Annotated in this window: 11 protein-coding genes; 4 read left to right on the forward strand and 7 right to left on the reverse strand. The window is 49.4% G+C overall.

All coding sequences use genetic code 11. The annotated features are described in order from the left end of the window. Positions 1–47 precede the first annotated feature (47 nt). Positions 48–1,271 (forward strand): MFS transporter, encoded by a 1,224-nt coding sequence (locus ACFRAM_RS03950; RefSeq protein ID WP_379464618.1) that lies wholly within the window; start codon positions 48–50, stop codon positions 1,269–1,271. A gap of 126 nt (positions 1,272–1,397) precedes the next feature. On the opposite strand, the gene ACFRAM_RS03955 is transcribed toward ACFRAM_RS03950, so the two are convergent. The 7 genes from ACFRAM_RS03955 to ACFRAM_RS03985 all read right to left on the reverse strand — a co-directional run bounded on the left by ACFRAM_RS03955 (position 1,398) and on the right by ACFRAM_RS03985 (position 8,529). Then, positions 1,398–3,116 (reverse strand): adenine deaminase C-terminal domain-containing protein, encoded by a 1,719-nt coding sequence (locus tag ACFRAM_RS03955; protein ID WP_379464619.1) that lies wholly within the window; start codon positions 3,114–3,116, stop codon positions 1,398–1,400. Positions 3,117–3,138: 22 nt separating this feature from the next. Beyond that, positions 3,139–4,203 carry an ABC transporter ATP-binding protein gene (locus ACFRAM_RS03960; protein WP_379464620.1) on the reverse strand — a complete coding sequence of 355 codons (1,065 nt, stop codon included), beginning with the start codon at positions 4,201–4,203 and terminating at the stop codon, positions 3,139–3,141. 15 nt (positions 4,204–4,218) lie between these two features. Then, complete coding sequence (locus tag ACFRAM_RS03965) at positions 4,219–5,007, reverse strand: ABC transporter permease (RefSeq protein WP_175373576.1); 789 nt, start codon at positions 5,005–5,007, stop codon at positions 4,219–4,221. 4 nt (positions 5,008–5,011) lie between these two features. Further along, positions 5,012–5,833, reverse strand: a complete 822-nt coding sequence (locus ACFRAM_RS03970) for an ABC transporter permease (RefSeq protein WP_175373577.1) — start codon at positions 5,831–5,833, stop codon at positions 5,012–5,014. A gap of 4 nt (positions 5,834–5,837) precedes the next feature. Then, positions 5,838–6,797: a nucleoside hydrolase gene (locus tag ACFRAM_RS03975; RefSeq protein WP_379464621.1), complete on the reverse strand. Its 960-nt coding sequence runs from the start codon at positions 6,795–6,797 to the stop codon at positions 5,838–5,840. 2 nt (positions 6,798–6,799) lie between these two features. Continuing rightward, positions 6,800–7,894 carry an ABC transporter substrate-binding protein gene (locus tag ACFRAM_RS03980; RefSeq protein ID WP_379464622.1) on the reverse strand — a complete coding sequence of 365 codons (1,095 nt, stop codon included), beginning with the start codon at positions 7,892–7,894 and terminating at the stop codon, positions 6,800–6,802. 290 nt (positions 7,895–8,184) lie between these two features. Continuing rightward, positions 8,185–8,529 (reverse strand): DUF2294 domain-containing protein, encoded by a 345-nt coding sequence (locus ACFRAM_RS03985; protein ID WP_379464623.1) that lies wholly within the window; start codon positions 8,527–8,529, stop codon positions 8,185–8,187. 277 nt (positions 8,530–8,806) lie between these two features. Between ACFRAM_RS03985 and ACFRAM_RS03990 the strand changes: the two genes are divergently transcribed. The 3 genes from ACFRAM_RS03990 (at position 8,807) to ACFRAM_RS04000 (ending at position 13,255) form a co-directional block, all read left to right on the forward strand. After that, positions 8,807–10,450: a helix-turn-helix domain-containing protein gene (locus ACFRAM_RS03990; RefSeq protein WP_379464624.1), complete on the forward strand. Its 1,644-nt coding sequence runs from the start codon at positions 8,807–8,809 to the stop codon at positions 10,448–10,450. Between the two features lie 178 nt (positions 10,451–10,628). Beyond that, positions 10,629–11,741, forward strand: a complete 1,113-nt coding sequence (locus ACFRAM_RS03995; protein WP_379464625.1) for an ABC transporter substrate-binding protein — start codon at positions 10,629–10,631, stop codon at positions 11,739–11,741. Between the two features lie 887 nt (positions 11,742–12,628). Further along, positions 12,629–13,255 carry a GyrI-like domain-containing protein gene (locus ACFRAM_RS04000; RefSeq protein ID WP_379464626.1) on the forward strand — a complete coding sequence of 209 codons (627 nt, stop codon included), beginning with the start codon at positions 12,629–12,631 and terminating at the stop codon, positions 13,253–13,255. The last annotated feature ends 319 nt before the right edge of the window (positions 13,256–13,574 follow it).

Raw genomic sequence — 13,574 nt, forward strand, 5'->3', positions numbered from 1 at the left:
TTCAGAAAGGATACACATACATTATAGATTAGGAGCGAAGACACCACATGAATTCATCATCAAGTAAAGCGTCACCCTCGCCGAAAAAGAAGCGTTTTCCTTTATCGCTGCTGTGTCTAACCCTTGGCGCCTTCGCGATTGGAATGACAGAGTTTATTATTATGGGTCTGCTGCCCAATGTGGCTCATGACCTTGGCGTAACGATTCCGCAAGCGGGGCAGCTCATTACCAGCTACGCCCTCGGGGTTGCTATTGGCGCTCCAATCTTGACCGTATTCACCCATAAGCTGCCTCAGAAAAAGCTGCTCGTCATCCTGATGCTCATCTTCATCGCGGGCAATGCCGTATCCGTCATCGCCCCAACCTACTCCCTGCTGATCGGAGCGCGCGTGATCACCGCTTTCGCGCATGGCACCTTTTTAGGGGTAGGCACAATTATCGCAGCCAGACTTGTAAGGCCGGAGAAACGGGCCGGCGCCGTCTCAATTGTGTTGGCGGGATTGACGGTTGCCAATATCATCGGCGTACCGTTTGGAACTTTTATCGGCCAACAGCTGGGCTGGAGAGCCTCGTTCGGCGCCATTACCCTGCTGGGTATTGTATCCCTGCTCGGCATTATCCGCTTCATACCTGTAATCACCCAGGATAAAATCAACAGCCTGGGCGAGCAGTTCCGCGGACTGATAAATCCGCAGGTCCTGCTGATCCTGTTGACAGGAGCACTCGGCTGTGGCAGTCTCTTCTCCCTGTTCACCTATATTACGCCGATGCTGGAGAATATCACTGGCTTCGCCGAACACAGTGTCACCTGGATTCTGGTACTGTTCGGACTTGGCGTGACCATCGGCAACATTGTAGGAGGTAAACTCGCAGACTGGAAGCTAATGCCTTCCCTGATTGTTAATTTCGCTGTTCTGGCCGTTGTGATTTCCATCCTTAATCTCACGCTCGACAGCCCGGTGCTGTCCGTCATCAATATCTTTTTCTGGGGCATCGCCGCATTCGGCATTATGCCTGGCATTCAGCTGCGCATCATGAATCTGGCGCATAAGGCTCCCTTGCTGGCTACAACATCCAGCCACTCTGCGCTTAATCTTGGTAATGCTGGTGGCGCCTACTTCGGCGGGCTTGCGATTACCCACTTTGGACTGGAGTCCATTCCTTGGCTGTCCGCATCCCTTGCGATTCTGGGCTTCCTCGGTGCATGGCTCAGCTACGCCATTTCGCGGCGCAATGCTGGCGGAGTGGGTCAAATTACAACCACGCCATAATCAAAGTACAGTCTCGTCAAGCAAAGCAGTGCATCACTTACAAAGCACTGCTTTACCAAACAAAATAACCTTCAGCGCCACTGGAAAGTGGACTGAAGGTTATTTTTCTATTCATATCTATAGTTATTATTTATCCAAATCGAACAGCAGCGGAACAACCTCGCCTTTGCCTACATCGATCAGACCAAGGTCGGTGATCTTAAGTGCCGGACTGACTGGCAGGGAATGTGTGCTGATGGACATAATCGGATTGTAGTGATTATAGCCCAGCGACTCCATGGCTGACCGTAGCTCCTTCACCTTCTGGGCAGTGATCTCCAGTGGCTCCTCAGTGAGAATGCCTCCGACTGGCAGGGCCAGATGGGCGAGCACCTGTCCGTCACAAACGACACAGAAGCCGCCTTGACCAGCGATAACTTCGTTCGCTGCCAGTGCCATATCCCCGGGGTTATGGCCGACCACCAACAGATTGTGGTTATCGTGCGAATAAGTAGTCGCGATCGCGCCACGCTTGATCGTATCGCCGCCAATCAGGCCGTAGGCCCGGTTGCCGTTCTTACCGTATCGCTCAAAGGTAGCGATAAGGCCATAGCCGCTCTCCTGCCATTGCAGCAGACCGTTACGTACTTCCGCTTCGCTATGTTTCTCCTCCGTGAATGTGGATACGTTGTTGACCATCATTACGCGGCAGCCATAACGTCCATCCGTCTTCTCCGAGACAACCGTAAAGTCGGCTGCGGTTACGGGGCTAAGCTTCACACTCTGGTAAAAATGCGCCGGGAACCGGGGCTGTGACTCTGGCTGGGACTGCGGCTGATGGCGATCATAAGCCTGCTTACCGCCTTTGTAGACCGCATCCAGTTCAAACGAATGCAGATCGGACAAGAGCAGATAGTCAGCGATCTTGTTCGGTGCAATCACACCACGGTCCTGCATTCTCATCCGCCGGGCCGGGGTGAAGGTTGCTGCATAGACTGCATCCTCAGGCGTCATCCCCATCTTGATCGCTTTGCGCACCAGATGGTCCAGATGTCCGGTTGCCACTAGCGAGTCCGTCATCACATCATCGGTCACGAAGCAAAAATGCTCACCGACAGGATGCTGAATCAGGTAGTCCACTACATCAGGGGTCATGGACTTCTCCTGAATTTCAATGAACATCCCGGCAGCAATGCGGGCAGTCAGCCCTTCAATGCTCTGGTGGGTATGATCCGAGTCAATGCCCGCGTAAATCAGCTGATGCAGATCGAGATCCAGCAGCTTCGGGGTGTGCCCCTCAATCACCAGCTCCGGATAGCGGCTGCGGATATGCTGGAGTATACGGTTGCTTTTGCCATCCGGGTCACGAATGACATCGACATAGTTCATAACTTCCCCAAGACAGATCATCTGCTCGGTCGCCATCAGCTGATCGATATCCTCAATCTCTATAGAACCACCGGTAGTTTCCAGCAGTGTCGCTGGTACAGAGCTTGGAATCGCGTAGAACATGTCCACCGTGCAGTCTTCACTAGCCCGAATCATCTCATGTACACCCTCGACGCCGAACACGTTGGCCATCTCATGCGGTTCAGGAACGATCGTCGTCACCCCATGACGCAGAATGCCATACGAGAACGTCTCCGGTGTAATCATGGTGCTCTCAATATGCAGATGGATGTCAATCAGACCGGGAACCATATATCTCCCTTGACCCTCAATGACCTCATTCGCAGTGAATGTATCCGCGCCAAGACCACCGATATACAGGAACCGCCCATCCTTGACAGCCACATTGGCCAGCTCAAATCTTTTATAGTAACTGTTATACACATTCACATTCAGAATTAGTTGATCCGTAACCATCGTATATGCTCCTTACTGCGGCTTACTGCACCAGCACTAGCTTGTCTTTTGGAAAATAAATCGTAACCTGTTCCCCTTGTGCAAAGGGTACATCCATCTCCTGATTGACCGTAAATACGCCTAGCTCCGTCTCTACTTCATACTGGTAACTCCGTCCCAGATAAGTGCTTACCTGCACTCTGCCTGAAAGGGTATTGCCTGAGAGAGGCGCTTCCTGTGTGCTAGGCCACAGTTGAAGGTCATCCGGCCTGATCGCGCCCAGCATCCCAAGGTTACCTGCCCCATTCGGGCGTTTGGCTGCCAGGAACTTCAAAGATCCCCGGCTCAGCTCGATATCTTCACCTGCATCGCTGCGGCTCTCGAAGGCAATAAAGTTGCCAAATCCGATAAACCGGGCCACATATTCACTAGCCGGATATTTAAAAATAGTCGTAGGATGAGCCAACTGTTCAATCTTTCCGCTGTTCATCACGGCTACCTGATCGGAGATGGAGAAGCATTCCTCCTGATCATGGGAGACGTAGACCGTCGTAATTCCAAGTTCCTGTTGAATCCGGCGGATCTCGACGCGCATATTCACCCGCAGGTTCGCATCAAGGTTACTCAGCGGCTCGTCGAAGAGCAGCAGATCCGGCTCGATGACCAGCGCCCGCGCAATCGCAACACGCTGCCGTTGTCCACCGGAGAGCGCCTTCGGCAATCTTTTCTCAAATCCGCCCAGGCTAACGATCTCCAGCATACGGGTTACCCGCTGCTTCACTTCCGCTTCCTTCATCTTGCGCAGACGCAGGCCGAAGGCCACGTTATCGTACACCGACATATGCGGGAACAAGGCATAGCTCTGGAATACAAAGCCAAAGTTCCGCTTGTTCACCGGCACATTGGTGTAATCCTTGCCTCCGAACATGAACTTGCCCTGCTCGGCATTCAGGAAGCCGGCGATTAAGCGCAGGGTAGTTGTTTTGCCACAGCCGCTGGGGCCGAGCAGGGACAGGAGCTTCCCTTTTTCAATCTGCAAATTGAAATCTTCCAATATAAAACGGTTGTCGTAAGCAACCGATACTTGTTCTAGACTTATTAGTGCCATTACCGTATGCCTCCGTTATCGTTTGGTAAAATAGGCGAATCCCATCAGCCGCTCGATGATAAACATCAGCGCTGCCGTCAGCACCATCAGGATGACCGAAATCGCTGCAATTGTAGGGTCAAAATAATTCTGCACATAGGTCAGCATTTGAATCGGCAGGGTGCTTACCCCTGGACCGGTCATAAACACGGAGATGTCCACGTTATTGAAGGATTCCAGGAATGCGATCAGTACCGCAGCCAGAATGCCGGAGCGAATGTTGGGCAGCACCACTTTGAAAAAGGTCTCTAGACGGCCTGCGCCCAGACTCTGTGCAGCTTCTTCTACGGCAAAATCGAAATTGGCCAAGCTTGAGGCAATGACTCTGATAATGAACGGGAGCATAATCACCGTGTGGCCGATCAGAAGACCGGCATAAATCGGCAGTCCGTATACCACAATCAAATAGCGCAGCAGCGTGAACCCGAGCACAATACCGGGAATGAGCACTGGCGACAGGAATAACGCGTTAAGCGTATCACGGCCCCGGAACTCGAACCGGCTCAGGGCATAAGCCGCCGGCACACCCAGCAGCAGCGCCAGCAGATTGCCTAGCATCGACACTATAATGGAGGTCTTGAATGTCTCCATGAACATACTTACTTCAAAAATATTACGGTACCATCGTAGCGAAAAGCCCTCCGGGGGGAATTTCAGGACAGTGCCCGGCTCAAATGAAGTAATAGAAATAATCACGAGCGGGCCTAGCAGAAACACAAACACCAGCAACGTGTACAGCGAGAGCCCACGGTTTCCTTCCTTCATCTTCTCACCCCTTCGGATTTAGTCGGTTCGCCCAGGCATTCATTAGACCAACCACCACAAATGTAATCACAATCATTATCACGGCAATGACGGACGCCGCCTGCCAATCATTTAAGGTCATAGCATTTTGGTACAGGAACGTTGCAACGACGCGTTCTTTACCGCCCAGCAGCGCAGGAGTCGTATAGGCTGTCAAGCTGCCGACAAACACGAGAATACTGCCGATAATCAGTCCCGGTACGGTGAGCGGGAAGATGATTTTGCGGAAAGCTGTGAACGATGAAGCGCCCAGACTGCGGGCAGCCCGCACCAGCTCATAATCCAGATTCTCCATTACGCCAAGCAAGGTGATAATGATCAGCGGCAGGAAGAGATGCACGAGACCGACCATCATAGCCACCGGTGTATAGAGAATCTCGAGCGGCTTTTGAATCAAACCGATGTTCATCAGGAACGTATTGAGCAGCCCCTTCTTCCCCAAAATGATCATCCAGCTGAAAGAACGGACAACTGGGCTGGTCAGCAGCGGGAAAATGGACAGTGCGAGCAGAATGCTTTTCTTTCGGATGCCCGCACGAGAAATATAATAGGCGGCTGGATAGCCCAGCACCACGCATACCAAGGTTGTCACTACACTCACCCGCAGGGTGGTGAGCAGGATTTTATTGAAATACCCGTCGCGGAAAAAGGTCATATACCCTTCCAGCGTCAGACTGCCATCCGGCATAAAGGTCGAAACAATTGTAAGAATGATAGGGATCAGCATGAATGCTGCCAGGAACAGAAATCCCGGCAACAGCAGCAGATATAAATATCTTTTATTCATTGAGTTAACTCCCGTCTGTCTTCAGCTCTTGGTTCAGACTCCCGGTGAATAGCGTAAGAAAAGCGGGGCCATCCACCTCCAGGCAGACACTGACATTATGCGGCTTGTTCAGCCGGTTCTGAAAATCACAGACCGTCTGCCCGTCGCACAGCTCGCTCCGGGTCTCTACATCCACGTAATAATCCAGTTTTGTCACCAGGTCCGGATTAATCGCCACACCTACTGCCAGTGGATCATGCAGGGCACAGGCTGCAACGCCGTTGCGCTCGTAATACCGCTGGCGGTAATCAGCCGTACTCTGCTCCACATACGCTGCGATCTCGGGATTCGTCAGCCTGGCAATATCCTCTTGCGACAGCAGCGCCTTGCGAGTGACATCCAGCCCCACCAGAGTAAGGTGCGGGAAGCCCGCACCCATCACCAACTTGGCAGCTTCGGGATCAACATAAATGTTGTACTCTGCCGTAGGTGTGATATTCCCTGAACCGCGCACCACGCCGCCCATGATGATGACCTCAGCGGTATGCTGCACCAGCTCCGGACATTTCTGCAGCACTTCGGCCAGATTGGTCAGGGGAGCGGTCATAATCAGCGTGACCTCTCCCGGCTGACTCATCACCTGACGGATGATGAAGTCTGCTGCGGATTCTTCCTCCGCACGCTTATTGACTACCATATCCGATAATGCGCCACCGATGCCGTCGCGTCCATGCACCCGATGCTCAAAATGTACCTCGCGGGCCAGCGGCTTGTCCGCCCCCCGGTACACCGGAATCTCGTTCTGAACGCCGAGAAACTGCAGAATTTTGCAAGTGTTCTCCGTCGCCTGATCCAGCGATACATTGCCATTGACCGTAGTAATCCCAAGGATGTCGAGCACTCCGCTCTTCACCGCCAGCATGATGGCCAAGGCGTCGTCCACGCCGGTATCCACATCGAGAATTACTTTTTTACGAATAGTCATCCTTAGCCACCGATCTCTTTGTTCCAGCGATCCGTCCATGCTTTGATGTTATCGTTGACGAATTTCATATCCAGCTTACGCAGCTTGCCCACAACATCTGCACCGTAAGTTACACCCTTAGCTTCCTCTTCGTTCAGAACAACTTCAGTGTTTACCGGGGAATCAACCTTGGCCTTAGCGGATTTCTCTTGAACTTCCTTGCTCAGCTGCCAGTTGATGAACTCTTCGGCCAATTCCTTGTTATCCGTACCTTTGACTACGTTGATTGTGTTCATGACAGCAAATGCGCCTTCAGACGGAGCCACGAACTTCGCATCCGGAACTGCGGCTTGCAGATCCTTGAAGTACATCTCCATGATCGGTCCTCCAGCAATTTCCTCCTGGCTGAACATGTTCACATATTCGGAAGTCTGGCTGTAGTATTTAATCACGTTCGGGTTAATTTCTTTCAGCTTCGCAAAGGCTTGATCTTCATTGAAGTCAGTGCTGCCAGCAACTACAGACGCAGCATCTACCATCATCGGTCCTGCAGTCGCTGTAATCGCCGGTAGTGTCAGATTGCGATCAAACGCAGTCCAAAGATCTTTCCATGATGTGATCTCACCCTTGACCAAAGCCGGATTGTAGGCGATACCGAGACGTCCAATCGTATAAGCCGGGCCGTAGCCCTCACCCAGTGGAGCTTTGGCAATATCATAAACATGTTCGAGATTCGGCACCTTTGCGGTATCGATGGTATCGATCAGTCCTTCATTAATACCTTGCTGAGCGTAGTAATCGGATAGGTAAATGACATCTACGTTCGAGCTACCCTGACGAATCTTGTTCAGGCGCTCAGCGTTGTTACCAATCTCCACGACAATCTTGACGTTGTGTTCTTTCTCAAAAGGTGCGTACACTGCTTCCTTGAAGAAGTCTTCTGAGAAGCCCCAGGTGGAGATTACCAGTTCCTTGGGTGCTCCTGATTTCCCATTGTCCCCAGCGGTTCCGCTGTTCGTTCCGTTAGCTGTAGTAGCGGAATTACTTCCCGATGATCCGCAAGCAGTCAGTGCCGCAGTAAGTGTAAGTGCAAGTGCTGTTCCCCAAATCTTTTTCATAATCCAATAGACCTCCCTGATGTGTGTGTATAAAGCTAATATGGCTTAAATCTCATCATTCTCGTTGACAATTGGTCATTTTAGCCCGCATTTTGGGCACCCGGCGATGTTGACAGCACCTCCTAACCTTAATTAAATTCTATGGTTCCCATTTTTCCTCATAAAAAAAGAAAAGTATTCTTGTAGGAACAAGAACACTTTTCTCCGTGTAAACAAAGGAAAGAGCTACCCGTTATAGAAAGACGGTCTTCGCTTAAGATAGATCAAAAGCAAAAATCCATGTAGGTATTTTAATCTTCAGCCAAAATCATGTTCGTAAAAGCCCATTGGGTTCGCGCATCATAATCTCTCAGCAGAACCTCAATCTTTAGGTCCATCTCTTCCTCTAACCTTTCCTGGAACTTCTTCTTGAACAGGAGCGACATCCGAAAGTCCACTTCCTGTTTAAGCTCCGGCGCCTCGCCTTCCAATGCGGAAGAACGGGGAGAACGGCGGTGTTTGGCGTGAAAGGTAATGACCCGCTGATCGACAGTTACGCGGAGCAGGGTCGTCCCGAAACCAAACAATTCCTTGGAAAGCTCATTGTAGATCTGGCACATCTTCTTCTTGTTATCATTACTGTCCAGTTCTGCCATGAAACCACCTTCAACAACAGAATATCGTACAATCACATCAATATTTAATGCCATTATACATAATTATTGCGTTTCAGGCAAGAAAAAAGGCAAACATAACATGTAAGTCACTCCAAACACGAACGATAGATCTTTTTAATACATAAATTTGAGCCTTTCTGCCCTTTCTGTCCCCTGTCAGACCTATACTTCCCTTCTTAAGGTTTGACGATGATAATAATTATCAATTAAAATACTTCATATATAAAAGTAAGTTCGATTAGGAAGGTGCCCTGATATGTTTACCAAACAAGATCATACAGCCGGGGACCCTGACGAGTTATTAAGCCGTACATGGTTCAAGCTGGTCAATATAGATTTGGTCGGCTATAGCAGAGACTATTGGTCGTATCGGAGAGAGCTGACTGATCGGCATCTGCTGATCGTAGCTGGCAGTGAACGGAATAGGATCGTGATAGACGGACAGGCCCTCGCTACGTATTCAGGCATGGTTGTGGCCTGCCGGCCCGGGCAAAGTGTGGAGATTGGCGTCACCTCGGAAGAGGGGCACCCCCTATACATGTTGTATTTTGAAATGGGAAGCGTTGGTCCTGCAATAATGGATTACCCTATAACTGAAAACCAACAAAATGGGGACTTGGAAGAGGAATCCCGGATACCGGCAGCTCCAGCTTTATGTGGCCTAATACACCGTAGTTGGCTCAGTGAAGGTCTGGCGGATAAGATGCGCGCCCAGGCTACATTTCATGAATTGCTGGCGTTGATCATAGAGTACCAAGGACAAGAAACGGTGAAGCTGCTCGCCAAAGTCAAGGCAGAGATCGACCGCTATTATTCCGAAGAAATTACTATTGAGCGTTTGGCTGTAGCTTCAGGGATCAGCCGCTACCATTTAATGCGAATTTTCAGGGAACGTTATGGAAAAAGTATTGGCGAATACATCACCGGAATCCGACTGCATCATGCCAAACAGCTCATGCAAAAACGTGAACATTCCATCCATGAGATTGCCGGAATGGTTGGCTTTCAGAGCGAGTCTTATTTCCGTACCGTCTTCAAGAAGCAAGTTGGCATGGCTCCAGCCGCCTATCTACGCAACCGGGCATTTAAAGTGGCAGCGTACAGCTGGCCAATCCTGGGTCATCTGCTTCCGTTACAGACCATTCCCTATGCCGCTCCGATGGACCATTACTGGACAGATGATTATCGGCGGCGGTACGGCAGCGATGTTATCATCCAGCTAGGACATGAATATGAATTCAATCGCAGCGTGCTTAGACAGGCTCAGCCTGATCTTATCATTGGCCTGGACAGCACCATTTCACCAGAGGAAGAACAACGATTGCAGGAGATCGCGCCTGTTCTGTTACTTCCTTGGATGAGCGCCGATTGGCGGAGTCACCTGCTGCTGGTGGCTAACGCTTTGGGCCGAACCCATGAAGGCGAACAATGGCTTGAACGATATGACCGTCAAGCACGCTCTGTACGCGAACTGGTGCAACCCATCGTTAAAGACGATAAAGTTCTGGTACTGAAAGTGTCCACGGACGGGCTATTTGTATGGGGACGAAAAGCCATGACCGTGTTCTATGATGATCTGCAAATCACCCCTGCTCCCCTCGTTAACGAGATTGAATGGTTCAAACCGGTCGAGGCCTGGCAATTGGCTACATATAGTGCTGACAGATTGGTGATTAGCGTGGACAATGACACTTCGTCCCGCCTGCTGTGGGACAATCTCCAACAGTCGGAGCACTGGACCACACTGGCTGCCGTACAGCATCAAGCAGTACACAGTTTACCAGGTCATTCTTCCTGGGTATTTCCCTGGATTGAGTATACGGCCTGGGATCATAAGCTTCTTCTGGATAACGTACCTAGGATTCTATTGGATAATAACAACTTTGATTCTGTTAGATAACGCTCTCATGATTCTGCTGGGTAACAACACCTATGATTCTGTTGGATATCACACCCATTTGTTTTTGTGCGCCCATTCCTGAGAATACAGCACGATAGTGAATATACAGAGGCAAAAGATTACGATATACTCCTCATTAATGATAATGATTATCAAATGAGAATGTGGAGGAATACAAATGCAACACAGCTTATTTACAAAATCTACATCCGGTAAAGTTACCCCTAAACGGCGGAAGCCCCCGGTATCCCTATTATGGGTTGCTTTGGTATTAGTATTTACACTGACCCTGACCGCCTGTGGGGCCAATACGAATAACAGCGCTGACAGTAAGGGAAATAACGAACCTGCAGCTACGGCTCAAGCCACTGCGGAACCAGATAGCACTAATGAACAAACGGCCGGATCGAATACTGACAAAGATCAAACGAAGACCATCAAACATGATTTTGGTGAATCTGTCATCCCTGCTCACCCTAAACGGATCGTCTCCATAGGAATGGAAGACATGCTGCTGTCCCTTGATGTCCCTATGGTTCAAGCTTTTAGTACAGATGGTTATTATCTGGACAAGCAGCTCAAGGACAAAGGAATCGCCATCAACAGTTCCTTCGATATTAATCTGGAAGCCGTCACGGCTGCCGATCCTGACCTTATCATTATGAATAAATACATGACCGACGAGCAGGGCTACGAGCAATTGAGCAAAATCGCTCCAACCATTGCTTTTATCCGTGATGACTGGCAGACCGGTATTCTCGAAATTGGCAAAGCACTCGATAAAGAAGATGAAGCAAAGAACGTACTGAAAGCCTATCAGGACAAGGTTCAACAGGCCCAGGCCACAATCAAGCAGGCTGTCGGAGAGAACAAAACTGTAGCCTTTATCCGTCCGACCACCAAAGATGTTGAATTGGATTTCCCGGAATACGTATGGACCTCGGTGCTGTATAATGAGCTTGGACTGAAGCCAGATCCAGAAGTGTTGAAAATTGCCTCCACCACTACGGATACATGGGGCGGCACCATGTTATCACTCGAAATGCTTCCGAAACTGTCAGCCGACTACCTCTTTATGGACTACGGTGCTTCTATGTCTAGTGAAGATGAATTTCAACAATCGGTCCGCCAAGCCGCAGAAGTGGAAAAGCTCAGCATCTGGAAAAGCATCCCTGCTGTCCAAAAAGGTAACGTCCATCAAGTATCCGCACGACACTGGGCACTTAACGGCCCTATTGCAGACAGCCTGAAAGTCGACGATGTTGTTAATGCCCTGACTGGGAGTAAATAAGGTAACACTTTCAGAGTGCCACCTTGGAACAAAGAAACAACATAAGCTGAACAAAAAAAGTAACGAGAAGTAAGAAGAAGCACGGGGAAAGTTTAGACTGTGTGAGCGAGATGCTCAGATGCAAGCTCTCCTTAGGGAAGCTTGTATCTGAATTCTAAGCTTTCTCCAGGTTTTAAACGCATTAAGCGAAATTAAGATTCTCACGGAAGAGTGTCAGAATGGCAGAATGGAAGAATGGAAGACTGCGTGCCGAAGGGAATTACGATTTCAGGCGTTATTCTGGTGAAGCTGGGGCTTTAGGATAGGGCTTTAGGATACGACTTCAGGGCGCTAGTCTCCGATCCCCCTTCCCTGTCTTCTTAACCGCGAAAATGGTCCACCTCCTAACTAAGCTGTCTTCTTAACCCCGAAAAATGGTCCACCTCCTAACTAAGTGCATTTTTGTACCTTATTTTCCTTGATTATAGCTAAAAAAAGCAAATAAGGGCATTATTGTATCTTAATTTCCGCAAAAAGTACGCTGAAGAGGATATTCAGGAAGATTTAAGGTACAATATTGCACTTAATTCCCACTAAACCTAAGTTGCAGAGTACTTAAGGTACAAAAATGCCGTTAAATATACTTTGAGAGTAACTTCTAGGCTTTGAGTTGTTATTTTTATGCGGTCTATATTGATCGCGATTGGAAGTCCAAGCATTGCACCATAGGATCGACTAAGCTTTACGTTTGAATCTTGAGTTCACTTTATATAATTTTAACGTAGAAAAAAAGCTCCCGCCGGAATCTAAGGCGGGAGCTTTTTTTCATTTGAATACAACGTTCCAAACATGACACTGTGCTGTCCAGTTGCCTGTGCTATTCTACCTTAAAAGGAGGCGCTAATCAGATGAAATACGAATGGAAGAAACAGGACAAATCCTTCTACCTGCCACAAGCGAAACCAGAGCTGATCACGGTTCCCGGCTTTAATTATTTTATGCTGGAGGGGAGCGGCAATCCCAACAGTGACTTATTCACTGAGGCTGTAGCCGTACTATATTCCCTCTCCTATGCCGCCAAAATGCTTCCCAAAAAAGGAAGACTGCTCACCGAGGGCTATTACGATTACTCCGTCTTTCCGCTGGAAGGCGTCTGGGATCTCACCGAAGAAGGAAGACAGAAAGATGTTCTGGATAAAGACGAGTTGCTATATACGCTGATGATTAGACAGCCTGAGTTCGTCACCGCCGACTTAGCAGCTGAAATTATAAAGATGGTGAAGCTCACCAAGCCGCATGTGCTGATGGAAAAGGCCATCTTCGGCAAGGTCGAAGATGGCCTAAGTGTACAAATGCTCCATTACGGATCATATGACGATGAGCCGGAAAGCTTTGCAGCTATGGAGGACTACTGCATGCGTAATGGGTTGATACGAGCCTCCAAGACCCATAAGGAAATATACCTGACGGACGCCCGAAGAACCCGCCCCGACAAGCTGAAGACTGTCCTCAGATTCAAAGTTAACCGGAACTAATAGGACCAAACCGATTGGGGCAGAACGGTAAGGGAAAACGATAAACCATGCTGGATGAACATACGGGATAAGACTAACCAGACGAGGCGAACCAGATACGCCACACCAGCTAAACCATACCGGATAACCATTCCAGATACGCCAACCAGAAAACCATACCGGATAACCATTACAGATAGGCTGCACCAGATAAACCAACCGGATAACCATTACAGATACGCTGCACCAGCTAAACCAACCGGATAACCATTCCAGATACGCCGCATCAGCTAAACCATACCGGATAACCATTCCATATACGCCACACCAGCTAAACCAT

Origin of the sequence: Paenibacillus sp. NPDC056722, assembly GCF_042790635.1 — a bacterium.
Classification (GTDB): domain Bacteria; phylum Bacillota; class Bacilli; order Paenibacillales; family Paenibacillaceae; genus Paenibacillus_AQ; species Paenibacillus_AQ agri.

What these genes read in the sequence shown, in the direction of transcription:
- ACFRAM_RS03950 (WP_379464618.1), top strand. Translation starts at nt 48, where the DNA reads ATGAATTCATCATCAAGTAAAGCGTCACCCTCGCCGAAAAAGAAGCGT.
- ACFRAM_RS03955 (WP_379464619.1), bottom strand. Translation starts at nt 3,116, where the DNA reads ATGGTTACGGATCAACTAATTCTGAATGTGAATGTGTATAACAGTTAC.
- ACFRAM_RS03960 (WP_379464620.1), bottom strand. Translation starts at nt 4,203, where the DNA reads ATGGCACTAATAAGTCTAGAACAAGTATCGGTTGCTTACGACAACCGT.
- ACFRAM_RS03965 (WP_175373576.1), bottom strand. Translation starts at nt 5,007, where the DNA reads ATGAAGGAAGGAAACCGTGGGCTCTCGCTGTACACGTTGCTGGTGTTT.
- ACFRAM_RS03970 (WP_175373577.1), bottom strand. Translation starts at nt 5,833, where the DNA reads ATGAATAAAAGATATTTATATCTGCTGCTGTTGCCGGGATTTCTGTTC.
- ACFRAM_RS03975 (WP_379464621.1), bottom strand. Translation starts at nt 6,797, where the DNA reads ATGACTATTCGTAAAAAAGTAATTCTCGATGTGGATACCGGCGTGGAC.
- ACFRAM_RS03980 (WP_379464622.1), bottom strand. Translation starts at nt 7,894, where the DNA reads ATGAAAAAGATTTGGGGAACAGCACTTGCACTTACACTTACTGCGGCA.
- ACFRAM_RS03985 (WP_379464623.1), bottom strand. Translation starts at nt 8,529, where the DNA reads ATGGCAGAACTGGACAGTAATGATAACAAGAAGAAGATGTGCCAGATC.
- ACFRAM_RS03990 (WP_379464624.1), top strand. Translation starts at nt 8,807, where the DNA reads ATGTTTACCAAACAAGATCATACAGCCGGGGACCCTGACGAGTTATTA.
- ACFRAM_RS03995 (WP_379464625.1), top strand. Translation starts at nt 10,629, where the DNA reads ATGCAACACAGCTTATTTACAAAATCTACATCCGGTAAAGTTACCCCT.
- ACFRAM_RS04000 (WP_379464626.1), top strand. Translation starts at nt 12,629, where the DNA reads ATGAAATACGAATGGAAGAAACAGGACAAATCCTTCTACCTGCCACAA.